This window comes from Parabacteroides provencensis (assembly GCF_900232875.1).
GTDB classification, from domain to species: domain Bacteria; phylum Bacteroidota; class Bacteroidia; order Bacteroidales; family Tannerellaceae; genus Parabacteroides; species Parabacteroides chinchillae.
Map to the genome: position 1 here is coordinate 908,546 of NZ_LT960489.1, position 23,811 is coordinate 932,356.

The 23,811-nt window shown below is 43.9% G+C and carries 22 protein-coding genes; 11 read left to right on the forward strand and 11 right to left on the reverse strand.

What is annotated here, in order from left to right; translation table 11 throughout:
* Positions 1–14: 14 nt before the first annotated feature.
* The 3 genes from CTY47_RS10620 to CTY47_RS17385 are packed head-to-tail and all read right to left on the reverse strand — an operon-like array spanning position 15 to position 1,875.
* Positions 15–1,052 carry a glycosyltransferase family 9 protein gene (locus CTY47_RS10620; protein ID WP_099464719.1) on the reverse strand — a complete coding sequence of 346 codons (1,038 nt, stop codon included), beginning with the start codon at positions 1,050–1,052 and terminating at the stop codon, positions 15–17.
* Between the two features lies 1 nt (position 1,053).
* Positions 1,054–1,659, reverse strand: coding sequence for a DUF4254 domain-containing protein (locus CTY47_RS10625; protein WP_099464720.1), 606 nt, complete (start codon positions 1,657–1,659; stop codon positions 1,054–1,056).
* Between the two features lie 57 nt (positions 1,660–1,716).
* On the reverse strand, positions 1,717–1,875 hold the full coding sequence (locus CTY47_RS17385) for a hypothetical protein (protein WP_233202147.1): 159 nt from the start codon (positions 1,873–1,875) through the stop codon (positions 1,717–1,719).
* A gap of 118 nt (positions 1,876–1,993) precedes the next feature.
* Between CTY47_RS17385 and CTY47_RS10630 the strand changes: the two genes are divergently transcribed.
* From CTY47_RS10630 to CTY47_RS10640, 3 genes are read left to right on the forward strand one after another with little or no spacing between them, the layout of a single operon-like run.
* Complete coding sequence (locus CTY47_RS10630) at positions 1,994–3,193, forward strand: MFS transporter (RefSeq protein ID WP_099464721.1); 1,200 nt, start codon at positions 1,994–1,996, stop codon at positions 3,191–3,193.
* A 17-nt stretch (positions 3,194–3,210) separates the two neighbouring features.
* The gene (gene pdxB, locus CTY47_RS10635; protein ID WP_099464722.1) at positions 3,211–4,323 is read left to right on the forward strand and encodes a 4-phosphoerythronate dehydrogenase PdxB; all 1,113 of its coding nucleotides are present in this window, start codon (positions 3,211–3,213) and stop codon (positions 4,321–4,323) included.
* 19 nt (positions 4,324–4,342) lie between these two features.
* Positions 4,343–5,074, forward strand: coding sequence for a helix-turn-helix domain-containing protein (locus tag CTY47_RS10640; protein ID WP_099464723.1), 732 nt, complete (start codon positions 4,343–4,345; stop codon positions 5,072–5,074).
* On the opposite strand, the gene purN is transcribed toward CTY47_RS10640, so the two are convergent.
* Complete coding sequence (purN, locus tag CTY47_RS10645; RefSeq protein WP_099464724.1) at positions 5,069–5,638, reverse strand: phosphoribosylglycinamide formyltransferase; 570 nt, start codon at positions 5,636–5,638, stop codon at positions 5,069–5,071. The genes CTY47_RS10640 and purN overlap by 6 nt on opposite strands.
* A gap of 154 nt (positions 5,639–5,792) precedes the next feature.
* Between purN and CTY47_RS10650 the strand changes: the two genes are divergently transcribed.
* From CTY47_RS10650 to CTY47_RS10665, 4 genes are all read left to right on the forward strand, one after another.
* Positions 5,793–6,029, forward strand: a complete 237-nt coding sequence (locus tag CTY47_RS10650; protein WP_099464725.1) for an acyl carrier protein — start codon at positions 5,793–5,795, stop codon at positions 6,027–6,029.
* Between the two features lie 21 nt (positions 6,030–6,050).
* On the forward strand, positions 6,051–7,316 hold the full coding sequence (fabF, locus tag CTY47_RS10655) for a beta-ketoacyl-ACP synthase II (protein WP_099464726.1): 1,266 nt from the start codon (positions 6,051–6,053) through the stop codon (positions 7,314–7,316).
* A gap of 1 nt (position 7,317) precedes the next feature.
* The gene (rnc, locus tag CTY47_RS10660) at positions 7,318–8,148 is read left to right on the forward strand and encodes a ribonuclease III (protein ID WP_099464727.1); all 831 of its coding nucleotides are present in this window, start codon (positions 7,318–7,320) and stop codon (positions 8,146–8,148) included.
* An 84-nt stretch (positions 8,149–8,232) separates the two neighbouring features.
* Positions 8,233–10,827 (forward strand): T9SS type A sorting domain-containing protein, encoded by a 2,595-nt coding sequence (locus tag CTY47_RS10665; protein WP_099464728.1) that lies wholly within the window; start codon positions 8,233–8,235, stop codon positions 10,825–10,827.
* A gap of 69 nt (positions 10,828–10,896) precedes the next feature.
* Here CTY47_RS10665 and CTY47_RS10670 read toward each other — a convergent pair whose 3' ends face one another.
* Positions 10,897–11,910, reverse strand: a complete 1,014-nt coding sequence (locus tag CTY47_RS10670) for an ATP-dependent 6-phosphofructokinase (protein ID WP_099464729.1) — start codon at positions 11,908–11,910, stop codon at positions 10,897–10,899.
* An 80-nt stretch (positions 11,911–11,990) separates the two neighbouring features.
* On the opposite strand from CTY47_RS10670, the gene CTY47_RS10675 reads away from it, so the two are divergent.
* Positions 11,991–13,517 (forward strand): GH3 auxin-responsive promoter family protein, encoded by a 1,527-nt coding sequence (locus CTY47_RS10675; protein ID WP_099464730.1) that lies wholly within the window; start codon positions 11,991–11,993, stop codon positions 13,515–13,517.
* 143 nt (positions 13,518–13,660) lie between these two features.
* Here the strand turns inward: CTY47_RS10675 and CTY47_RS10680 are convergent, their stop codons facing one another.
* On the reverse strand, positions 13,661–14,368 hold the full coding sequence (locus tag CTY47_RS10680) for a phosphatase PAP2 family protein (protein WP_233202160.1): 708 nt from the start codon (positions 14,366–14,368) through the stop codon (positions 13,661–13,663).
* A gap of 213 nt (positions 14,369–14,581) precedes the next feature.
* Between CTY47_RS10680 and cysS the strand changes: the two genes are divergently transcribed.
* The 3 genes from cysS (at position 14,582) to CTY47_RS10695 (ending at position 17,486) form a co-directional block, all read left to right on the forward strand.
* The gene (cysS, locus tag CTY47_RS10685; protein ID WP_099464732.1) at positions 14,582–16,057 is read left to right on the forward strand and encodes a cysteine--tRNA ligase; all 1,476 of its coding nucleotides are present in this window, start codon (positions 14,582–14,584) and stop codon (positions 16,055–16,057) included.
* A 226-nt stretch (positions 16,058–16,283) separates the two neighbouring features.
* Positions 16,284–16,691, forward strand: a complete 408-nt coding sequence (locus CTY47_RS10690; RefSeq protein WP_099464733.1) for a PaaI family thioesterase — start codon at positions 16,284–16,286, stop codon at positions 16,689–16,691.
* 9 nt (positions 16,692–16,700) lie between these two features.
* Complete coding sequence (locus CTY47_RS10695) at positions 16,701–17,486, forward strand: alpha/beta fold hydrolase (RefSeq protein ID WP_099464734.1); 786 nt, start codon at positions 16,701–16,703, stop codon at positions 17,484–17,486.
* Between the two features lie 14 nt (positions 17,487–17,500).
* On the opposite strand, the gene CTY47_RS17540 is transcribed toward CTY47_RS10695, so the two are convergent.
* Genes CTY47_RS17540 through CTY47_RS10715 form a run of 5 tightly spaced genes read right to left on the reverse strand, consistent with a single transcriptional unit; the run spans position 17,501 to position 23,350 of the window.
* Entirely contained in the window at positions 17,501–17,626 is a 126-nt protein-coding gene (locus CTY47_RS17540) for a hypothetical protein (protein WP_262497728.1), read from the reverse strand.
* A 12-nt stretch (positions 17,627–17,638) separates the two neighbouring features.
* On the reverse strand, positions 17,639–18,322 hold the full coding sequence (locus CTY47_RS10700) for an ABC transporter ATP-binding protein (RefSeq protein WP_099464735.1): 684 nt from the start codon (positions 18,320–18,322) through the stop codon (positions 17,639–17,641).
* A gap of 18 nt (positions 18,323–18,340) precedes the next feature.
* Complete coding sequence (locus CTY47_RS10705; protein ID WP_099464736.1) at positions 18,341–20,746, reverse strand: ABC transporter permease; 2,406 nt, start codon at positions 20,744–20,746, stop codon at positions 18,341–18,343.
* A complete protein-coding gene (locus CTY47_RS10710; protein ID WP_158228531.1) occupies positions 20,747–21,994 on the reverse strand; it encodes an efflux RND transporter periplasmic adaptor subunit in 1,248 nt (415 codons plus the stop codon). It abuts the gene before it with no gap.
* An 18-nt stretch (positions 21,995–22,012) separates the two neighbouring features.
* On the reverse strand, positions 22,013–23,350 hold the full coding sequence (locus CTY47_RS10715) for a TolC family protein (protein ID WP_099464738.1): 1,338 nt from the start codon (positions 23,348–23,350) through the stop codon (positions 22,013–22,015).
* Positions 23,351–23,811: the final 461 nt, after the last annotated feature.

Below are 23,811 nucleotides of genomic sequence, written 5' to 3' on the forward strand. Positions count from 1 at the left end.
TATCAAATAGACTTTTATCCTTTTATGTCGAGTATGGAAAATACTTTAGTCAGAATGGCTTCGGGCTTTATTTGTGTCAGGCAAGCCCAATCACCACGAAAGCATGGTTTATCTCCAAAAACAGAACACGGACGGCATGGCAAATCCACCTGTATGGAATCTTGTTCCTTCTGATGATAACCATAGAAGCCGGCATAAGGATGAGTCGCACCCCAAATAGACAAGACACGCGTTCCTACCAGAGAAGCAAAATGCATGTTAGCAGAATCCATGCAAATCAATAAATCTAATTGACTTATTAAGGCCAATTCATTGTCCAGCGTATAACGTCCGACAACATTTTTCAGTCGTGGATACTGAAATGCCCAATCCTCCAATACTGCTTCTTCGTACCCTTTTGCTCCAAAAAGAAATACCGTAATATCCTCTTGTTCTGCCAGCCGGGCAACCACCTGTTCCATGTCGTCAACCGGGTATATCTTCCCCCGATGCTTGGCAAAAGGGGCGACACCGATCCATTTACCGGTTTTTACTCCGGCAATTGTTTCCATCCCGGACAAATCGGCTGGTTTTTGTTCATAAAGAGAAATAAAAGATTCTGTATAATTTAGACCGGCAGCACGAAATACATCCGCATACCTTTCTATTACCGGACGAAGCTGTTTAAGATTTTTGTCCTTCTGGCTTGTCAGACGGGCACGTTCTTTACGTGTTTTATCCAATACAAAGACAGACTTACCTTTCATGCGGAAAAAGCTCCGTACAATAATCGAACGAATTACATTATGCAAGTCCAACACAATATCGTATTGATATTGCGACAATGCCGAAGCAAATTTAAGTAATCCGCCCAACGTCTTCTCTGAACCTTTCGTATTTATTCCTATAACATTTACATTATCCGGACGATTCATGAACACCGGAATCAGAAAAGCCTGGGTCAATACCGTAAAAGTATCTGCAGGATTACTCTTGGCCGCAGAATAAATTACCGGAACTGTCATTGCCACATCCCCGATTGCAGAAAGTCTGATTACCAATACATTTGCCATCTTATTTATTTCCGTATAATATAGGATTCAAAGCCGGATCATTATACATCTTCATCTGTTTGTACACCTTCATGTATTTACGGCCGGTTTTAATATCTGCCAGTAACTGGTCGAGAGCAGTAGAAAGGTCCTTTTTCTGTTCCAACAGGATGGCTAGTTTCTTTTCGCAACTAGCTTTGTGTTCAACATCCGCATCCGGCCGGTTCACTTCCTGTTGCATGTGATAAATTTTCAGAATTAAAATAGATAAACGGTCTACTGCCCAGGCCGGACTTTCGGTATTGATCGTTGCATCCGGCAAAACGTTTACATTTTTATATCTGTCCAGAAAGAAACTATCGATCAGCTCCACCAAATCGGTACGGTCCTGATTGGACTTGTCAATACGGCGTTTAATAGCCAATGCCCCGACAGGATCGATAGATGGATTGCGGATTATATCCTCCAGATGCCATTGCACAGCATCAATCCAGTTCTTCAGGTAGAGATAAAATTCTATACTTTTTACTTCATAAGGATTGTGTATCGTTGCATCAACATGATCGGTAACATGGTAGGCTTCCGTAGCTTGTTCGAAAATCCGGCAGCATTGTTCACTAAAATTCATATTTTCATTTCTTTTACCGTAAATACTAAGATGCAAAGGTAATGAAATCTTTTTAATTCATTCTTTTAGCATGTAGTCTTTCTTTGGGACGAATACGACTTTTACCCACGATGAAAATATAGGTTGACAATTGTCAACCATACGGTTAATAATTATCGGCCATACGGTTGACAATTGTCGGCCGCTTGGCTGATAGTTATCAGCTGAACTTTTCATCTTGTTATTCGTGCATGGATCGTTTACTGCAAACAAAAGGTTTTACCTGAAATCGTTCACATGCAGTGAATGATTTATTACTTTTGTACCGGAAAGAAATGATCTGAAACAACAAACAATGGCAAAGGACAAGCTAGTATCACCCGGTTTTTGCTATATATTGACGGCAAATTTTTTGTTATTTTTCGCCTTTTACCTCATATTGCCGATACTTCCTTTTTACCTGAAAGAGCAGTTTATGGCGGATAAGTCTATGATCGGATTCATCCTGTCATGTTATACAATAGCCTGTTTATGCATTCGTCCTTTTGCAGGCTATTTATTGGATACATTCTCCCGCCGTCCTTTATATCTGCTGGCATATTTTATATTTACCGCAATCTTCAGCGGCTATATGCTAGCTACGACATTAACGCTGTTTATTGCTTTACGTATTGTTCATGGTTTTGCCTTTGGCATGGTAACAGTATCCGGAAATACAATAGTGATCGACATCCTGCCTTCTTCACGCCGTGGCGAAGGCATCGGATATTACGGACTGGCCAATAATACGGCTATGAGCTTTGGGCCAATGATCGGATTATTCATGCACGGTACTTGCTCATACGAAATAATATTCACCTGTTCCCTACTGTCCGGAAGCCTGGGGCTCATTATGGCCTATATGGTAAAAACACCTTATAAACAACCGGTAAAACGCGAACCCATATCATTAGACCGTTTTTTCCTGGTAAAAGGAACATGGGCAGGAATTTCCCTGCTTTTACTTTCTATCCCTTATGGAATGACAACAACCTACGTAGCTATGTATGCAGAAGAATTGGGAATAACGGTCAATGCAGGGCTTTATTTCACCTTCATGGCAATAGGATTGGCAATATCAAGGCTTTTTTCAGGCAGACAAGTAGACAAAGGGCGGATTACATTAGTCATATCATTAGGTATGTATCTGGCCTGCATAAGTTTCTTTATGCTGGCGTCTTTACAGACATTGATGAAATGGGACCCTGGCTTTACCTCCTATCTCTATGTAGTTATAGCACTTTTACAAGGAGTGGCATTCGGTACAATGTTCCCGGCTTTCAACACCTTATTTGTCAATTTAGCTCCTAACAGCCAACGTGGTACGGCAACTTCCACTTACCTTACGAGCTGGGATGTAGGTATCGGTACCGGATTAATGATAGGCGGCTCCATAGCCCAGCGGTTCGGAGGTTTCGATTATGCCTATCTTTTTGGTGCCTGTTTAACCATCCTGTCCACTTTATTTTTCCAGATAAAAGCAAGTCCGCATTACAACAAGAATAAATTAAGATGACTTTAAACAATTAGAATATGAAAATAATAGCTGACAACACTGTTCCTTACCTGAAAGGCATAGCCGAACCTTTTGCCGAAGTCCTATATCTTAACTCTAAAGAATTTAATACCGAAACAGTCAAAGATGCTGACGCATTGATTGTACGGAGCATCGATAAATGCAATCGCAAACTGCTTGAAGGAAGCAAGGTAAAACTGATCACGACGGCTACTATCGGTTTCGACCATATTGATACAAAATATTGTGCTGAAGCGGGAATCACATGGAAAAATGCTCCGGGATGCAATGCCATATCCGTAGCACAGTATGTGCTGGCATCTATTGTAGCAATATCATTACACAAGAATGAATCATTGAATGGCAAGACCATTGGTATAATTGGTGTTGGCCATGTAGGAAAAGAGGTGGAAAAACTGTGTACAGCCTACGGCATGAAAGTATTACGAAACGATCCTCCACGGGAGGAAGCAGAGGGAAGAGCTGAATTCGTTTCACTCGACACAATAGCTCAAAAGGCAGATATTATTACCATACATGTGCCACTGACAAAAGAAGGGCGTTTCGCTACCCGCCATCTTGCCGACGAAGAGTTTTTCAACAAGTTAAAAAGAAACCCCTGGTTCATCAACTGTTGCCGTGGAGCAGTACACGACACGCAGGCATTGCTACAAGCTAAACGGGAGAACAAAATAAGCGAACTAGTTATCGATTGTTGGGAAAATGAACCGGACATTGACCGTGAATTATTAGAAGAAGCAATCATCGCAACTCCACATATTGCAGGATTTTCTGCTGACGGAAAAGCAAACGGAACAAGAACCTGTTTAGAAAATATCGGCAAGTTTTTTCACATCACAATAGAAAAAATAGGAGAAGTAACTCCACCCGCTCCTCAAAACACAATCATTGATTTGAATCGTTTTTCCACTCAAAGCAGAATAGAGCAAGCTATACTCGCAAGCTTTAATCCAACAGTTGTGGATAAAGCACTTCGAGAGGCGCCTGATAAATTTGAATGGTTCCGGACAAATTACAATCATCCCCGGGAGTTTAGGGCATATACAGTAATAAATGCCACCCCGGAAGAACAGCATCTACTACTTTCGTTAGGGTTCAACTCTAAATAGAAAACAAATACATGCCGAAATGAAACAGCCCTTACTCTTTTGCTTTATACTACTAACAACCCAATTTTCCATAGGTTTCTTTCAAAACAATAATAAATTAACCCTGGAATACATATATAACCAGACAATACTGGCTTTGGAGAAAGCAGTCACACATGCCGACACAGCAGAACTACAAGATCAGAGCAGGCTATTTATTATTTCTGCATACATAATTATATTGTTACTTCTTCTAGCTTGGCTTACCTATCGAAATAGTCAAATTGTCAGACATAAAAATAAAATTATAGCAAATCTGACTGATCAACTTATTTCTTGCAGGGACCAACTACAACAAGCTCGCGAAACAATCAAAGAACTAAGCCAATCAAATATCAAGTCGCCTGTAAAAGAGATCGTCTCAATAACAAATGAGCCTGCCGACAGCGACCTATTCGCAACATTACAAGAAATAATAGTTAAAGAAAAACTTTTCTTGCAACCAGATCTTACACGCGAATATCTTCTAAAACGAATAAAAACGGATAAAAACAGATTTGCCCGGATGCTCCAGGAAAATGCAAACAGCAACTTCAACAGTTACATTAACGATATGCGATTGGAATATTCCATGCTTTTAATGAAACAATATCCCCACCACACTATTCAAGCCATTGCGCAAGATTCAGGCATTAGCAATGTCAGAACCTACCACCGCCTTTTCAAAGAAAAAATGGGAATGACACCTGCGGAATATAAAGCTGCATTATAACATATTTAAAACCTCCTCTATCACATGCGGGTAATGAGCATATTCCAACGCATGCACTTTGGTTGCTACTTCTTCCGGAGTATCTGAAGAAAGAACCGGGCATGTAGCCTGAAAAATAATAGCCCCTTCATCATAATTCTCATCTATATAATGTATAGTAATACCAGATTCTTTTTCTTTGGCAGCAACGACAGCCTCATGCACGTGCATACCAAACATACCTTTTCCTCCATACTTAGGCAATAATGCAGGATGTATATTAATTATTTTTCCCGGATATGCTTTTAATAAAGCATCGGAAATCTTATTCATAAAACCAGCGAGAACAATAAAATCAATTTTATACTCGGTCAACTTTGCCAAGACAGCTTTCCCCTCAACAAATTCATCCCTGGAAAAGACAAATGAAGGTACTCCCAGCTTATTTACCCGGGCATGTACACCAACATTACGATTATTTGATAAAACAACTGCAACATTAACAGTTTCACTTTTAGCAAAATATCGGGCTATATTTTCGGCATTCGTACCCGAACCGGAGGCAAAAATCGCTATATTCTTCATATTTTTTGATGTTTTAGTGCACAAGAAAAGAAATAATGTGCAGTTTTCCGCATTTTTAGCTCATTAAATTTGTTTTGTAACATAAAAAATTCTTTTCTTTGCACTGCAAATTTAAAAAGTATATTCGTATTTATTAATCTAAATTGAAAAAGTTATGTCTGAAGTTTCTGAAAGAGTAAAAGCTATTATCGTTGATAAATTAAGTGTTGAAGAAACAGAAGTTACAAACGAAGCAAGCTTTACTAATGATCTAGGAGCAGACTCTCTTGACACTGTTGAATTGATTATGGAATTCGAAAAAGAATTCGGTATCTCTATTCCTGATGATCAAGCAGAAAAGATTACAACAGTAGGTGACGCTATTAAGTACATCGAAGAAAACGCGAAGTAATCAATCCTTTTATTGAAAGGTATGGAATTAAAAAGAGTTGTGGTAACAGGTCTTGGAGCTATTTCTCCGCTTGGCAATACCCTTCCTGAAACATGGGAAGGTATTATCAATGGGAAAAGTGGAGCCGGGCCTATTACTCAGTTTGATGCATCCAAATTCAAGACTCAATTTGCATGCGAAGTGAAAGGCTTCGATCCATTGACAGTTATGGATCGCAAAGAAGCCCGTAAATGTGATCGTTATAGCTTATTCGCAATTGATGCTGCTAAACAAGCGATCGCTGATGCAGCAATGGACTTGGATAAGGAAGACAAGAACCGTATCGGCGTTATTTTTGCCTCTGGTATAGGTGGTATCAAGACATTTGACGAAGAAGTATTAGGATATGCAAAGACTAAAGACACAATTGGTCCGAAGTTTAATCCTTTCTTCATCCCGAAAATGATTTCCGACATTGCAGCCGGACATATCTCCATGCTTTATGGATTTCATGGCCCGAACTTTGCAACAGTCTCTGCTTGTGCTTCTTCTACAAACGCAATTAGCGACGCATACAATTACATCCGCTTAGGCAAGGCTAATGTCATTGTCACAGGTGGTGCAGAAGCTGCTATTTCAGAATCAGGCGTAGGTGGGTTCAATTCAATGAATGCATTATCAACGCGTAACGATTCTCCCGAAACAGCCTCTCGTCCATTCAGTGCAAGCCGTGACGGATTTGTAATGGGAGAAGGTGGTGCTTGTCTGATATTGGAAGAAATGGAACACGCTTTGGCGCGTGGAGCTAAAATATATTGCGAAATTGCAGGAACAGGAATGTCTGCTGATGCATACCATTTGACTGCTTCCCATCCGGATGGATTAGGAGCGAAGTTAGTTATGCGCAACGCATTAGAAGATGCTGGTATGACTCCGGAAGATATTGATTATATCAATGTTCACGGTACATCAACTCCGGTAGGTGATATCTCAGAAGTAAAAGCGATCAAAGAAGTTTTCGGAGAACACGCTTACAAGTTGAATATCAGCTCTACGAAATCAATGACCGGTCACCTGTTAGGTGCTGCCGGAGCAATAGAAGCAATGCTCTGCATTATGGCAATAAATAAGGGTATCGTTCCTCCTACAATCAACCACACAGAAGGTGATGATGATCCAGAAATAGACTATAAACTGAATTTCACATTCAATAAAGCTCAAAAAAGAGAAGTACGGGCTGCACTGTCAAATACCTTCGGGTTCGGTGGTCATAATGCCTGCGCGATCGTTAAAAAATTTGTGAAGTAACGTGTTTTCAAAGCTATACAAAACAATAAGGCTCCTTAAAAATAAAGGTAAGGAGCCTTATTCTTCTTTATATAAAATACTAGGCTTTTACCCTGAGAATATCCACATCTACGAACAGGCATTTCTACATAAATCTTCATCTATAGAAGGTAATGACGGGAAATGGATAAATAATGAACGGTTGGAATTTTTAGGGGATGCAGTATTGGATGCAGTAGTTGCTGATATTGTATATAAACACTTCCAAAACCGGAAAGAAGGATTCCTTACCAATACCCGCTCAAAAATCGTACAACGTGAGACTTTAAACAGAATAGCCCTGGAAATAGGATTAGACAAGTTTGTCGTATACTCTGCCAAGTTAAGTTCCCATAATAATCACATGTACGGAAATGCCCTCGAAGCCTTATTCGGTGCTATTTATCTGGACAAAGGTTTTGATACATGCTATAAATTTATTCAGGATGTCATTATCAAACAACATATTGACTTAGATAATATCGCCCGCAAAGAGGTCAACTTTAAATCCAGCCTGATAGAATGGAGCCAGAAAAATAAGCTCGAAATTAAGTTCGATCTGATTGAATCTTTTACTGATAACGATGGAAATCCTGTTTTTCAGACAGCTATTACTCTCTCGGATGTACAAATAGGAGTAGGCATCGGTTATTCTAAAAAAGAATCACAACAGAATGCCGCGAAAATGGCAATAAAAAAACTGCGCACAGACAGAGATTTCCAACTCTTCATATCCGAGCTAAAGAAAAAGCGTACCGGAGAAAATACAAGCGAAAAGGAATTTGAAGAATTACCCGAGGAAGAAACTGTATGATAAACAGCAGAACTTGGATATATCATTTGATATACCCAAATTCTTCGTTATATAAGAATAAGCTCATATAAAAAAGTTGTATGTATGAAAAACCAGTACAGTAAACTTCTCCGAATATTAATAACCGACATATTATATATCAGTTATTTCTCGATTTCAAGTTCGTTGGCGCAGATCAGCGAAGGAGGACTCCCCCCCAGCTTTCAATTCGCAGGTTCACTTCGAAGTGAAAAGCTAGCAGAACAAGTTCCAGTGAATTTCAGTGTGGAAGACCTCAAGACGGTCGATGCGTGGAGGGTCAGCCAAGGCGCTCCGTTGCGTGTAGCCAAGTCGATCCCAACCAGCTTCGACATCGCCGATAGCGGCGATTGGATTTCACTACCCGACGGCAGCCAAGTATGGCAACTTCACCTTCAAGCGAAAGGAGCGATCGCCTTGATCCTGTATTACTCCGATTTTTATATCCCCAAAGGTGCCCGGTTATACCTGTATAACGCAGCGAAAAACCAAGTATTGGGTGCCTATACGCATCGTACGCATCCTAAAAACGGACCGTTCGCAACCCAAGCCGTAGCAGGCGATGAGGTGATCCTCGAATATGTACCGGCACCATCCGGCGAGACACCTCGACTACGCATCCGGGAGGTCGGTTACGGGTATAATCATCTTGAAGCGATCATGCCAGAAGTACAGGAAGCGCCGGGAGCCGGCTTTTCAGAAGCTTGCGAAGTGAATATCAATTGCGAGGAGGGAGCCGATTGGCAGGAGCAAAAGAAGGGAGTGATACAAATGATTCAATACATCCGTAATAAAGAGGGAGAAGGAGGAAGCTATATTTGTACAGCTTCTCTGGTAAATAATACAGCCCGTGACAAAAAGCCTTATGTATTATCCGCCTTCCATTGTTCGCAAGATATGCTGGGTGAACAGACGGTTACTCCCGAGGAATTAGCAGTCTGGTTGTTTTATTTCCACCAAGAACATGTGGGCTGCGATAATGAGTCACCCATTTATCCGATAAAAACCATGGTAGGATGTACACGGAAAGCCTCTACCCCTGTCGAAAACGGTTCCGACGGACTGTTGCTGTTGCTTAACGACGAGATCCCCGACGATTATAATGTATTCTTTAACGGATGGGATCGTTCAAATATGCTTTCACTCTCGGGCGTAGGCATCCATCATCCTTCTGGCGATTATATGAAAATCTCCACCTATGGAAATTATCCGACAGAATCGATTACATGGCGTAATAGTGATGTTGGAAAAACCGGGGCCACGAACGCTCATTGGAACGCTACTTTCGATGCCACGCTAAACGGACACGGGGTGACCGAGGGAGGTTCTTCCGGTTCGCCTTTATTTAATAGCAAAGGTTTGATTATAGGTACGCTGAGCGGTGGAAGCTCCAGTTGCGAACTGCCCGAAGGATTGAATTTATACGGTAAATTGTATTATCACTGGAATAAATACAGTGATAATGATACAGCCCGGATGGATGTCTGGCTAGATCCACTCGGAACGGGTGTCACCTCGTTGCAGGGAATGACGCAGGATGGGAAAACGATCGGAAACGAGTATGAAAGTCCGACTGATTTGAAATACAAACAGATCTCCACGAGTGAGATTCAACTGACATGGAATGCCCCAGTCCTCGAAAAAATAGCTGGTTGGGGATCACAAGATCGTTATCAACAGTTCGGTCTCGGAGGAGATCCATTCTATTTCGCTCAGAAATGGGATACGAAAGATCTACAACCGGTGCATAAAAAAACGATCCGGAAGGTTAATTTCTATCCGCAGAAAGGAGTCACTTATGGAGTCTATATCAAACAGGGAAACCGGGAGTATGAAGAGAGTTTCACTCAACTGAAATCAGGTAAAATAAATTCGGTCACACTTAAAACACCATTCGTAATCGACGCGAAGCAGGATTTACTGGTAGCCATTCATGTGATAAGCTATGCTAATAACACATACCCGGCATGCTCCGATGAAGGCCCCGCAGTCGATGGAAAAGGGAATTTATATTCTTTGGACGGAAAAAAATGGGAAACATTCTCAGATGATGAGCTAGATGCCAATGTTGTGTTATCGATCGTAATAAGCGCGGAAGAAGGTGAGCTCCCCTCAAGTTCCGTATTCTCCACGAGCACTTTCTCGGAGAAACCGCAACCCATGAGAACAGGCCGATTATCATTCCGGAAACTGGCTATCGCCTCCGATGCGCAAGAAGCAGAGTTGATCACGGCTTTTCCGGAGCTGACCGGTTATAAGGTATATCAAGATACCCGGGAACTGACGACATTACCTGTTTCTCAACGGAATTATACGGTGAAAAATCTGACAACAAGTACCCCTCTGCTCCAAGTAACGGCACTTTATGGTACCGACGAGAGCGCTCCGGTTACAGTAATTCCGGAAACGAGCGTAGGTAACGAACTGAAGCCAACAGGCGAAGAAGTAGACATTCAACCACGTATCTTCTCGAATGAAGTACAGATCCAGAATTATCAACAACTGAAATCGCTTGATATCTACAGGGCCGATGGAAAGTTGATACGTAGCATCCCGCAACCGGGAAGCAGTCTCAGCACGGGTGATTTTGCCACTGGAATGTATATATTCCGCTTGACTACCGAAAAGGGAAGCCAAACCGTTCAAGGTATTAAGAAATGAAATAAACGACCGCCTACTAGTATAAAGTAAAAAAGGTTGTGTGTCAGAGGACGCACAACCTTTTTTATTTTATTTCCCGAATGTTACCCCCATCCTTTTTCCTTGAATAATCAAATCGTGCTCCGGTGTTACAAGTTTTAGCTTACCTGCCACTTCCGATAGAGGAATAGATCCGACAGACGACCCTTTTATGCACACCATCCTTCCGAATTGTCTATTAGCAATCAATTCCGTAGCGTGACCTCCAAGACGTGTAGCAAGGTTACGGTCAAAAGGAGACGGATTTCCTCCCCGCTGTGTATACCCTAATACAGTATCGCGAGTCTCAATGCCCGTAACGGCCTCTATTTCTTTCGTAATATAATCAGACGGACGTTTTTTGTCCGGAGTGTCAATACCTTCGGCAACAACAACAATAGAATAGGGCTTTCCGCGGTGGGCACGATTCAGAATTGCTTCATTTACCTTGTTAATGTCATACCCCAATTCGGGCAATAAAATAACATCCGCCCCTCCGGCCATACCGGCATATAAAGCAATCCAGCCGGCATGATGTCCCATAACTTCCACAACCATCACTCTTTTATGAGAACTTGCAGTGGAATGCAGGCGGTCTATAGATTCGGTTGCAATGTTAACTGCCGTATCGAATCCAAAAGTAATATCCGTTCCCCAAACGTCATTATCGATCGTCTTAGGAACGCCTATTACGTTCAATCCTAAGCGGGCAAGGAGATTTGCCGTTTTCTGCGTGCCGTTTCCTCCTATGCATACAAGACAATCTAATCCTAATTCTTCATAATTCTGCTTAATAATCTGAGGCTTTTCAGTATCGCCCGAAGCTAATAATTTACGAAAAGGCTTTTCACGAGAAGTTCCCAGAATAGTCCCTCCCAGATTAAGTATTCCGGAGAGGCTTCTCTCATCAAAGGTCTGTATATCTTTATTCAGAAGGCCTATAAAGCCGCTGTGAATCCCTATTACATCCATTCCATAGTGCATGATAGCAGTCTTGCCAACGCCGCGTATTGTAGCATTGATACCAGGGCAATCGCCGCCGGATGAGAGAATCCCTATTTTCATAGTAACGTTAATTTATTATTAGGCAAAGATATAAATAAAAAGAGAATGCCTACATTTGTGCCCAATACAAAATAGGGAGCATGGATATTTTAACAAAAACGATTTCACTATTTTTTCTACAACGTCAGAAAAATATTGAGAAGTTTGGGCAGGATACCGATATAATCCAGCGTAGACAGCTGCATGCTCTTCTAGCCGGTGCCAGATGTACCGAGTGGGGAAGAAAATACGATTATAAAAGTATACGCAGCTATGAAGATTATCATCAACGGGTACCTTTGCAAACGTATGATGATATCAAACCTTATGTTGAACGGATGATAAACGGAGAAAGAAATATTCTTTGGCCCTCTATCATTCGGTGGTATGCCAAAAGCAGCGGTACAACGAATGATAAAAGCAAATTTTTACCTGTAACAAACGAAATACTGCGGGGATGCCACTATAAGGGAGGTTTTGATTGTGTAGCCCTCTACCTTCGCAATAATCCCGAAAGCCGCTTTTTCTCTAAGAAAGGTCTGATACTAGGAGGCAGCCATAGTCCGTCACCACTTAATGCACAAGCTCATTGTGGCGACCTGTCGGCCGTTTTATTACAGAACCTTAGTCCGCTTGTCAACCTGATGCGGGTTCCCAGTAAACGCGTTATACTGATGGACGAATGGGAAAGCAAAATAAAAGCAATTGTAGAAAACACCTGGAATGAGGATGTAAACAGCCTTTCCGGTGTACCTTCATGGATGCTGGTACTGATTAAAGCTATTCTTCAAAAAGCAGGAAAAGAAAACTTAACCGAAGTATGGCCTAACCTGGAAGTCTTTTTCCATGGCGGTATCAGCTTCGAACCTTACCGCGACCAATACAAGGCATTGATCCCTTCCGGCAAAATGCATTATGTTGAAACCTATAATGCGTCCGAAGGTTTTTTCGGGATACAAGACGATCCCGATAACCCCAGTCTGCTGATGATGCAGGATTATGGTATATTTTACGAATTTATTCCCATGAACGAAGTAGGAACCTCTAATCCCACCGTTTTGCCGTTAGAGGCGGTAGAGACCAACAAAAACTATGCAATGGTTATCTCTACAACCGGAGGATTATGGCGTTATCAGATTGGAGATACCGTACGCTTCACCTCGCTTTTCCCTCATAAATTCGTCATTTCGGGAAGAACCAAACATTATATCAACGCATTCGGTGAAGAATTAATGGTTGATAATGCAGACAAGGCTCTTAGTCTCACTTGTAGAGAAACCGGAGCTAAAGTAAATGAGTATACAGCCGCTCCTCTTTTTATATTAGACAAAGCCAAAGGCCGTCACCAGTGGTTTATCGAATTTGAAGAAATGCCTCCATCAATCAGTGAATTTGCAGCATTGTTGGATAAACACTTGCAGGAACTCAACTCAGACTACGAAGCAAAACGGTATAAAGATATTTCCCTCCAGCCTCTGGAAATAATAATATCAAGAGAAGGCGTATTTTACGACTGGCTCAAGCAGAAAGGCAAACTAGGAGGGCAGCATAAGATTCCACGCCTGAGCAACGACCGTACTTATTTAGAAGAGTTGCTGGAAGTGAACCAAAGAGAGCACTATAATTAGTCCAAACAGTTTGGAGTTATGCTTGCAAAGTGTCTGCAGGCATAACTCCATAGCGTATGCAGCGGTAACTCTACAGACTTTACAGCGATAACTCCAGACACTCTGCAAGCATAACTCCAAAGTCTCTGGAATCCGGTTTGCATTTAAAAGGAATAAGAAAGATACAAACCTCCCCCATATTCATTCACGACGGGCGACAGCACCAGGCTATTCGTCTTTTTAAGGTTAATTTTACGGGCGATGGCATTCCGTATCGGAAAATAAATCAAATAAGACAACTCTACAGATAAGATCCCAAATCCGGCACCTGCCACCACATCCGCCACCCAATGACGATTATTGTACAAACGGGAACATGCTACGAAAGTAGCCAGGGCATAACCGGAATAGGCCAGCCAGGCATTACTATCCTTAAACTCCTTATATGCCATATGTGCCCCTAAAAAAGCATTTGCCGTATGACCGGACGGGAAGGAGTAAGCTCCTCCGTCGGGGCGCGGTTCTTTCACCGTATATTTCAGAGTACGGGTCATACCGGCATTTAAACCTTCGGCCAGCACAACGAGGCAAAGCTGATCTGCCCAGTTATGCTCCTCTTTTCCCATCAAGTCACATAAAAAAGGCCAGGCCAGCATCCCCCACTCCATATAATCGTCTATATGTATCTTCTTCACCGACTCTTTGCGGGTAAACAGATGGAAGTCGCTCATGCCGTCGATAGCCGTACCAATGGCACCTACTGTTATTAAAGAGGCCGGAAGGATCAATGATTTGGGATTGAACTTATACTCTACAACAGCAATTCTCTTCCCGGCACTATCACACACAGCCACATTGTCCTGCGCCGTCATCTGCAAAATGCAAAATATCATCAAAAATAAGACTGTCAATGCACGTATCTTCATTCTCTATAAAAAACGATTACATGGCAAAGGTACCACTTTAATTTCAACATCGTCTGCAATACGGTTCCGGCAACAAACTAAATTAACGTAATACCGCATAAACAGGTTGCCATACAGGGAGATTATTCCTATATTTGCGACTCTTAAAAACGTATAGATATGGAACATCCATTGCACATTTACAACACGCTTACACGAAAGAAGGAACAATTCGTACCCCTGCACGAACCGCATGTAGGCATGTACGTTTGCGGTCCTACCGTATATGGAGATGCTCATCTGGGACATGCGCGTCCGGCTATCACCTTCGACCTCTTGTTCCGCTACCTCACCCATCTGGGCTATAAGGTACGGTATGTGCGCAACATCACCGACGTAGGCCATCTGGAACATGATGCCGACGAAGGCGAAGACAAGATTGCCAAGAAAGCCCGTCTGGAACAACTGGAGCCGATGGAAGTGGTTCAATATTATCTGAACCGTTACCATCACGCCATGGAAGAATTAAACGTTCTTCCGCCAAGCATCGAACCACACGCCTCAGGGCATATCATCGAACAGATCGAACTGGTAAAGAAAATACTGGACAACGGCTATGCCTACGAAAGCCAGGGCTCTGTTTACTTCGACGTAGAGAAATACAACAAAGACCATAACTACGGTGTACTCTCAGGACGCAACATCGAAGACATGCTCAACACCACCCGTGCACTGGACGGACAGGACGAGAAGCACAATGCGGTAGACTTCGCCCTCTGGAAATGCGCACAACCCGAACACATCATGCGCTGGCCCTCACCCTGGAGCAACGGTTTCCCCGGCTGGCACTGCGAATGTACAGCCATGGGTAAGAAATATCTGGGCGAGCACTTCGACATACATGGCGGCGGCATGGATCTGATCTTCCCCCACCACGAATGCGAGATTGCACAGGCCGTAGCCTCGCAAGGCGACGACATGGTACACTACTGGATGCACAACAATATGATTACGATCAACGGGCAGAAGATGGGCAAATCGTTAGGCAACTTCATTACACTGGAAGAATTCTTCACAGGCAACCATAATATGTTGCACCACGCCTATTCTCCGATGACGATCCGCTTCTTTATTCTCCAGGCACACTACCGCAGCACGGTAGACTTCAGCAATGAAGCGTTGGAAGCATCCGAAAAGGGGCTAAGCCGCCTGATGGAAGCTTACAGCCATTTGCAAAAGCTGCAACCATCGGCCACCTCATCCGTAGACGTAAAAGGACTGCGCCAGAGATGCTACGAGGCGATGAACGACGACCTCAACTCACCAATCGTCATCTCCAACCTCTTCGACGCCTGCCGCGCCATCAACTCCGTAAAAGACGGCAAAGCAACCATCTCTGCCGAAGACCTGGAAGAACTGAAAGATGTATTCCACACATTCATCTTCGACATTCTGGGAATGAAAGACGAAGCGTCTGCCGGAGGCAACAACTACGAAACGTTTGGCAAAGCGGTAGACCTTTTGTTGTCCATCCGCCAACAGGCCAAAGCAAACAAAGACTGGGCAACTTCCGACAAGATACGCAACGAACTGACCTCCCTCGGCTTCGAAATAAAAGACACGAAGGACGGCGCAGAGTGGAAACTAAGTAACTGATTTCGCAGCTGCGGCTGCGAAGCCTCCGTAGGGCTACAGAACCTTCACCGGAGTAGCTGTGAAGGTTTTGTAGGCCTACGAAAGGGCTGCCCACGCGTTGGTAACGGTTTTGCAGGCCTACGGAGGCTTCACCGTAAGGGCGGTAATGGTTTTGTAAGCCTAAAAAGGGAATATCAAAGCAAAAGCATTTCAAAATAACACCAAATAAACCACATAACATATCAAAATGACAATAAACGAATTCCTTCAAGGAGATAAATTTGCCCTTCTGGCAGGTGTAGAACTGACAGAAACAGGCAATGGTTACGCTAAAGCCCGTATGGAGATCAAACCGGAGCACCTGAACGGAGGCGGAGTATGTCAAGGCGGTGCAATCTTTACCCTGGCCGATCTGGCCTTTGCAGCAGCCACCAACAGCCACGCCCGGCTAACGCTCTCCATCACCTCCAGCATCAACTTCTTCAAAGCCGAGAGCCGGGGCTACCTGTATGCCGAAGCACGTGAAGTGTTCAGCCACAAACGGCTGGCCAATTGCGAAGTCAGCATCACTAACGAAGCCGGCGAACTGATTGCCACCTTCAACGGCACCGGCTATCGCAAAGACACAGAACTCCCCTTCCCCCCTATTGAATAATATACAGAAATGAAAACAGCAAAAATACTTTTCCTTCTCCTGCTACTCGGAATCATGCCCCATCTTACGGCACAAAAACAGGCAAAATACGCAGATCGTGGCGATGCGCTTATCTATTACGAAGTATCCGGGCAAGGAAAACCTGTTGTCATATTACATGGCGGCTTAGGAAACATAGACGGATATACTTCTCTGGCGGACAGCCTGAAAAAGGCACACAAAGTAATTGCAGTTTCATTTCGCGGACACAACAGGTCTACGTTAGGAAACCGCCCTTACTCTTTCGGCTTATTTGCAGAAGACATAATAGCCGTATTAGACAACGAGAAAGAAAGCAAGGCTTCGGTTGTAGGATTCAGTGACGGAGGAGTTACAGCCTATTGTTTAGCCGCCCTTTATCCTCAACGTATAGACCGTATTATTTCGCTGGCCGGTTGTTTCCGCTATTCCGACTACAAACCGGAAGGCGTAAACTGGATAAAAACGGTAACAGGCAAAGACCGCCTGGGAGCGGATGCGTCCCCAAATGACCTTGCAAGAATGGATTCCCTGATAACTTACATGCGCCCATTATGGCAAACAGAAGTATATCTTTCCAAAGAGGCGGCGGCAACTATCCAATCTCCAACCCTCATTATAGGAGGAGATAAAGATTTCTTCTTCGAAACAAGCTGTTTCGAAGAAGCACACTGCACAATTCCCAATTCGGAATTAGTAATCTTGCCCAACACCGGGCACAATCTGAACCAGCCGGAAATTATACATAAACATATAGTACCGTTCCTGAAAGAATAACAGAAAAGGGTATATCATTCATATCGCAACGCCCGTGCCGGTTTGCCGAAGACCACTTTGGCCGTTTGCCAACTGGCAGCCATACCAATGACAAGCCCCACTATATTAATGGCACTGTTCCAGTAATTCTGTATTATCATAAAGCTGAGTTCTTAAACTGGTTCGTTATGTTCTTCCGATACGATCCGCCCATCCAGCAGATGAATAATACGGTGCGCATAGCCTGCATCCCGCTTGGAGTGAGTCACCATTACAATCGTTGTGCCTTGCCTGTTCAATTCGGAAAGTAACTCCATCACCTCGATACCATTTGTAGAGTCCAGATTTCCGGTTGGTTCGTCTGCCAGAATCAAAGGACAGTCCGTTACAACTGCACGGGCAATGGCTACACGCTGCTGCTGTCCTCCGGAAAGCTGTTGGGGAAGGTGCCCGGCGCGGTGGGCGATATTCATACGTTCCAACACCTCGGCTACCTTTTTCTTCCTCTCGACGCTTTTGCTACCCAGATAGACCAAGGGCAGTTCCACGTTCTCGTAAACCGTCAGTTCATCAATCAGGTTGAAGCTCTGGAACACAAAACCGATATTACCCTTACGGAATGATGTCAACTGGCTTTCGCTCATCTTATCCACTTGCGCACCATTGAAAATATATCTGCCGGAAGTCGGAGAATCCAGTGTGCCCAATATATTCAGCAATGTAGACTTGCCGCAGCCCGATGGTCCCATAATGGCAACAAATTCTCCCTGCCTGATCTCCAGGTTAACTTCATTCAATGCTTTCGTCTGTACATCTTCTGTTGTGAAGACCATGGATAAATTCTCTGTCTTAATCATATTCTGTTTTTTATTTAATTATTCATTCCTTAATATGCGCATCGGACGCAGGCGAACAACACGCCATACCTGACGGACAATCGTAATAAAAGCAACCAATACGAGTAATATAAATGCCACAGGATATATCCACAATGGCAAACCGATATGGAAAGCATAACTCTCGAGCCAACCCGTCATCAGAAAAGCTGAAAGCGGTATTCCCACCACAGCCGACAAAAGTGTAAGCATTAACAATTCGCGCGTAAGTACGGTAAACAGGCTCACCTTTGTAGCACCCAGCACTTTGCGTATGCCTACTTCCTTTACACGAGACAACGTGGAGAAAAGCGTAACCACCCATAGCCCTAGGCAGGCAACAAACACAGCCAGCAATGCGGCACTGGCAAACATCCATCCGAAATTGCGGTCGGCCTTATACTGGTTGTCATTAAAATCGTCCAGATAGAAATAGGAGAACAAAGCGGAAGGAAAGAAATCCCGGTAGACTTGCTCTATCTCTGCCAACCTGCCGGCATTTGCCGCTCCGTTCATAGCAACCGAAATATAAGGAGTCACCAGTAAAGATACGCGTTCCTTTATGAAGAAGATGATTGGTTTATAAGATATGGATAACGATTGCTGGTGAAAGTTCTTAACCACACCTATTATCTCCAACGGTTCTTTCACAACCTCCATGGCCAACTGTTTGCCCAAAGCCGCTTCCGGTGAGGAGAAACCCAAAAGAGAAACAGCCTCTTCATTCAGCACGACTTTATTCAGCTCGTCGCCATACATTTCCGAAAAGCTTCGTCCGCAAACCAATTCAGGCTGATAAATAGAAAAGTAATCATAGTCTACAGGGAACATCTGTATCATTTTGGAATCGGAAAGATCGCTGCCATACGGACGGTTACTAAAATAGTTAGCCACCTCCACACCCGGCACCGCCCCCGAGACAGAGACCTTGCGTACGTCCGGTATCTTTTCCAGTTGCTTCTTAAAGCTCTCCATCTTAGCCTGTATATCTTCCGTATATGACGGATATTTCAGTACCAATATTTGTTTCAGCGACATAGCAGATGTTTGCTGTTGCATATAACGTACTTGTTGTATCACAACAAACGTACCCGTTATCAAGACAAAAGAGGCAACAAACTGCACAACGATCAATGTCTTCCTGATCACATTCCCCTTCCGGCTATGCAAGAGCTTACCGCGCATTATATCAGACGGCCGGATACGGGTAAGCAACACCGACGGATATAAGCCTGTGAACAACGTACCCACCACAAACAAGGCCGCAGCAGTTGCCCAGAAAGCCGGCTGATACAAAATGCCCACTCCGAAATCTTGTCCGGCCCACGAATAGACCAAAGGAAGAAGTGCTTCCAGCCATCCCATCCCAACAACTACGGCTACAGCATTTAGCAACCCGGCTTCCAATAATCCTTGTATGATGATTTGCCTGCGTGAAGCACCGAAGGCTTTCCGCATACCGAACTCGCGTCCGCGCTCCAGAAAACGGGCAATCGTCAGGTTCAGAGCATTCACCCACCCGATCAGCAGCAGGGCTATTGCCATCCAAAAAAGAATATAGACGGCCGTACGACTGCCTTTTGTCTCCTTCTCATACGGTTTCTGAGGCGTCAGGTGAATATCTTTCAGCGGTATCAGTTCTACCGCCCATGTTTTATAGCTGAGTGCAGCCGGTTTATATTTATCGGAGATCGAACGGAAAGCGGTTTCTATATCTTTCGGGTTCTTGCCCGGTTCCAACCGTACATAGGTATAAACCCCATGAATATACCAAATATCCCTGAAAGCTTCCGGTATGGTAGAATACGACAATAGGAAGTCGAAACGGATATGTGAATTGGCCGGCATATCGGCAATCACTCCCGTCACCTCAAAGTATTGTTCGGCCGAAGCGGTGCGGAAGGTTAATATCTTACCCAGCGGTTCCTGATCGCCAAAGTAGCGATGAGCCGCACTTTCAGTCAGCACCACCGTATTAGGACGTACCAACTGGCCGGTTTTATCGCCTTTTATTACCGGAAAGTTGAACAGCTCGAAAAAGGTAGGTTCGGCATAACAATACTTTTTCTCGGCAAACTGTTTATCCTCATAAGTTACCTCCTGTTCTTTATCCTGCGCCGTGAGGCGGGCGTACTTCTCGATACCCGGTATTTCATGGCTCATGGCAGGTGCATGTCCGAAAGCAGTGGTAGCCCAATTATCGGTCAGCGCCTCCCCTTCATACAACCGGCTCTCCACCCTGTAGATACGTTCGCCGTCATGAAAAGAGTCATAACTCAACTCAAACCTTACAAAAAGTAATATAAGCAATGCGGCAGCTATACATACGGACAGTCCGAATATATTAATAAACAGAAGCGACTTCCGCGTCCGCTGGCTTCTTATCACTTGCGACCAATATTCCATTTATCTGATAATTAAACGTTCATTTTCTCCAAACAACTCATAGCCGGAGGTAATCACTCTTTCGCCCGGCTCGATTCCTTCTACCACCTCGTAGTATTGTGGATTCTGGCGCCCCAGCTTAACCGGACGGCGACGGGCCTCCGTTTCGTCTTCGTTCACTACATATATATACTGTCCGGCGCTTGCCTGATAAAAACTGCCGCGAGGCACAAGCACGGCTTGCACCGGATCTCCCAATTGCAAGTTCAAATGGTAGGTTTGTCCGGCACGAATATTCTCCGGCCGGCCGGAAACAAAGTACAAGTCGGTACGAAACTGACCTTCACGTACCTCGGGATAAACCTTCGTTACCTCCATTTCATATTTTTTTCCTTCACGTTCGAAACCGGCCGGCAATCCCGGAAGAATACGCTCCACATAGTGTTCGTCTATCTTTGCCTCCACTTTCAGATCGGGCGTGATGATCTGTCCGATACGTTCGCCCTGGGCGATAGACTGTCCTATCTGGGCTTCCAGATTTCCGAGCTGTCCGTCTACAGGCGCCTTCACCTTGAGGTTCTCCAACCGTTCGCGCACCAGTTCCAGACTCAGTTTCATGTTTCGGATATTTTCGTCCAGACTGGCCAATTGTGCCTTACGGAACAAGCTGTCGTTATGGATACGTTCGTCCACCACTTTCAACTGCTTTGTAGCTGTTTCATATTCCTCTTTAGCTAAAAGATAATCTTCTTTCGAGAGTAATCCCTTATTATAAAGCCGTTCATATTGACGGAAGCGGCGCTCTCTTTTCACCCGGTCGTTGTCCAGTCCGATACGCTCCTGTTTTAATCTCAGGCTCTCTTGCTCCATGCTGATACGCGTATTACGCAGTTCGTTTTCCTGATAAGCCAGATCGGCCTGGCTCTGCATGATTCCGATATTAAGTAACGGATTGCTAAGGCGCAAAATTACGTCTCCGGCCTTTACCATCGCTCCTTCTTCCAGCAAACGTTCTTCCACCCGGCCGCCTTCGATAGCATCCAGATAGATGATACGGCTTGGCAATACCTGCCCGATCACGCGAATATAGTCATTAAACTGCCCTTGTTCCACCCGGCTTATTGTTAAACGTTCTTTCTCCACCTTCATGGATGAAGAGGTGTCGCGAAGAACAAGCCATGCAACACAAAGTAAAAGCAGCAAGCCGCCTGCCGCAGAATAGATTTGCTTCTTCGTAAAACGGGATTTCCGTTCTATACGGGTGTCCATATTATTTATCATAATGCATTAATTTGACGGAATAAATGTTCCCGTACGGTAGAATCCGACCGTACGGCTTTTAATTTCATATTGCAGGCGGGTGCGTGATAGTTCGGCCTTAGCCGAAATATAACGGTTACGCTTTTCCATTAATTCAAAAACAGAAATTAAGCCTTCCGCCCACTTCTCTTCGTTTTCATGCAATGAGATTTCCTCAGCTCGAAGTTGCTCCAAAGCCTGCCGGTGTTCTGCTATGGAAGCACGAAGCTGTTGCACGGCGTCTTCAATCTCGGCATACAATGTGATCTTTTGTTGGGCGGCATTGTTGTCGGCCTGCTTCACACGCAAGCGCTCTTTCCTTACTTCCGTAAAGCGCGACAAGCCACTCAGGATCGGGAAAGAGACGCTTATACCGATATATTTACGCTGGTTGTTCCTCAACTGATCCGACAAAGAAATTACATTTCCCTGTTCGTTCCGTTCTGTATCATAATAGCCGGAACTGAGTCCGAAATCCGCCCAAACAGATGGCGAGAACTTACCTGCAGCCAAGGCCAGTGACTTCCGTGCTGCCTTTTGTTGTAATTGAACTGCCAGAAACTGAGGCAATACCTCTTCGGATTGTCTGTAAATATCCTCCACCGAAGTATTTTCTTGCAAAGACAATGTTGCATCGTCCGCGTCATAAGCAATCCGCAACGAATCGGAAGCTGTAAGATTTAATAATTCCTTCAGGTAGATAAGAAAAGAATTGCAGTTATTTTCGCGCACTGTTTCCTGATAAATATCCGATTGAAGACGGGCTTTCATCTCCTGCAAGTCTGAAGAGGATTTAAGTCCCAGGCTCAGAAATTCTTCTGTCTGTGTAAGATATTCTTCGCTTAATTTACGTTGTTCGACAGCAAGTCTCCACATCTTTTCTTCAAAACAAAGCTTATAAAAAGCTTCCATTACCTGATAGGCTATGTCGTTTTCCTTTACTTTAGCATTCAACTTACTGATGTGCCGGTTCAGACGGTTGAACTTCAGCCGGTTTATCCGCGTAAAACCATCAAATAAAGGTAAGGAAACACTCAGTCCCATATTGCTTTCCACAAATGAAGAAGAGGTATACAGATTGGTTTTAGGATCGACCGAACGCCCGAAGCGTTTACCCAGACTGCCCGAAGCAGAGACCTCCGGCAAGAAACGGCCTATAGCACCAATATAGTCTTCATGCGCTATCCGGACATCCAGCCGGCTGTTTTTCAAGTTCAAGTTCCGCTCTATTCCGTAACGGATACAGTCATCCAGCGACCAGTAGGTCTGGGCTTTTGTTTGTATCAAACAGAAGGATAACAGAAAATAGATGGCTACAATTCGCATATACGTATTATTTGTTACATCAAAAAAAGATAAGCAAACGGTATGCCACAATTGCAACTATCAGATTATCAAATTAAATAAAAAACAGAAGCAAAGCCAGTGTAAAAAAATTTTACAGACATTCGTAAAAAAAATTTACACCCGGGCGTTAGCCTGGATAATGGGAAATGTTACTCTTTTTATCGGCATCTTCTATATTTTTTCCCCCGAACTATTAATCGTCCGCTGGACGTCGGACAGTCGTTCACCGTCCAGCGGACGATCGTTCTACGGGCGGAGGACAATCGATTTACGTACGGCGGACAACTACTTGTTTGGAAAAAACAGGCTAACCAGTACCGAACATCCGGCTACTAATATACGATGCAGACATCAGGATGATGAATTTCTTTAATTCAGGGCATAGGCATTTGCTTCCGCTGCAAAGCACCGGAAGAATTACGACCGTATATGAAGAGATG

Bases quoted from the DNA above. Each gene is read 5' to 3' on its own strand.
- CTY47_RS10620 (WP_099464719.1), bottom strand. From the start codon at position 1,052: ATGGCAAATGTATTGGTAATCAGACTTTCTGCAATCGGGGATGTGGCA.
- CTY47_RS10625 (WP_099464720.1), bottom strand. From the start codon at position 1,659: ATGAATTTTAGTGAACAATGCTGCCGGATTTTCGAACAAGCTACGGAA.
- CTY47_RS17385 (WP_233202147.1), bottom strand. From the start codon at position 1,875: ATGAAAAGTTCAGCTGATAACTATCAGCCAAGCGGCCGACAATTGTCA.
- CTY47_RS10630 (WP_099464721.1), top strand. From the start codon at position 1,994: ATGGCAAAGGACAAGCTAGTATCACCCGGTTTTTGCTATATATTGACG.
- pdxB (WP_099464722.1), top strand. From the start codon at position 3,211: ATGAAAATAATAGCTGACAACACTGTTCCTTACCTGAAAGGCATAGCC.
- CTY47_RS10640 (WP_099464723.1), top strand. From the start codon at position 4,343: ATGAAACAGCCCTTACTCTTTTGCTTTATACTACTAACAACCCAATTT.
- purN (WP_099464724.1), bottom strand. From the start codon at position 5,638: ATGAAGAATATAGCGATTTTTGCCTCCGGTTCGGGTACGAATGCCGAA.
- CTY47_RS10650 (WP_099464725.1), top strand. From the start codon at position 5,793: ATGTCTGAAGTTTCTGAAAGAGTAAAAGCTATTATCGTTGATAAATTA.
- fabF (WP_099464726.1), top strand. From the start codon at position 6,051: ATGGAATTAAAAAGAGTTGTGGTAACAGGTCTTGGAGCTATTTCTCCG.
- CTY47_RS10665 (WP_099464728.1), top strand. From the start codon at position 8,233: ATGAAAAACCAGTACAGTAAACTTCTCCGAATATTAATAACCGACATA.
- CTY47_RS10670 (WP_099464729.1), bottom strand. From the start codon at position 11,910: ATGAAAATAGGGATTCTCTCATCCGGCGGCGATTGCCCTGGTATCAAT.
- CTY47_RS10675 (WP_099464730.1), top strand. From the start codon at position 11,991: ATGGATATTTTAACAAAAACGATTTCACTATTTTTTCTACAACGTCAG.
- CTY47_RS10680 (WP_233202160.1), bottom strand. From the start codon at position 14,368: ATGACGGCGCAGGACAATGTGGCTGTGTGTGATAGTGCCGGGAAGAGA.
- cysS (WP_099464732.1), top strand. From the start codon at position 14,582: ATGGAACATCCATTGCACATTTACAACACGCTTACACGAAAGAAGGAA.
- CTY47_RS10690 (WP_099464733.1), top strand. From the start codon at position 16,284: ATGACAATAAACGAATTCCTTCAAGGAGATAAATTTGCCCTTCTGGCA.
- CTY47_RS10695 (WP_099464734.1), top strand. From the start codon at position 16,701: ATGAAAACAGCAAAAATACTTTTCCTTCTCCTGCTACTCGGAATCATG.
- CTY47_RS17540 (WP_262497728.1), bottom strand. From the start codon at position 17,626: ATGATAATACAGAATTACTGGAACAGTGCCATTAATATAGTGGGGCTT.
- CTY47_RS10700 (WP_099464735.1), bottom strand. From the start codon at position 18,322: ATGATTAAGACAGAGAATTTATCCATGGTCTTCACAACAGAAGATGTA.
- CTY47_RS10705 (WP_099464736.1), bottom strand. From the start codon at position 20,746: ATGGAATATTGGTCGCAAGTGATAAGAAGCCAGCGGACGCGGAAGTCG.
- CTY47_RS10710 (WP_158228531.1), bottom strand. From the start codon at position 21,994: ATGGACACCCGTATAGAACGGAAATCCCGTTTTACGAAGAAGCAAATC.
- CTY47_RS10715 (WP_099464738.1), bottom strand. From the start codon at position 23,350: ATGCGAATTGTAGCCATCTATTTTCTGTTATCCTTCTGTTTGATACAA.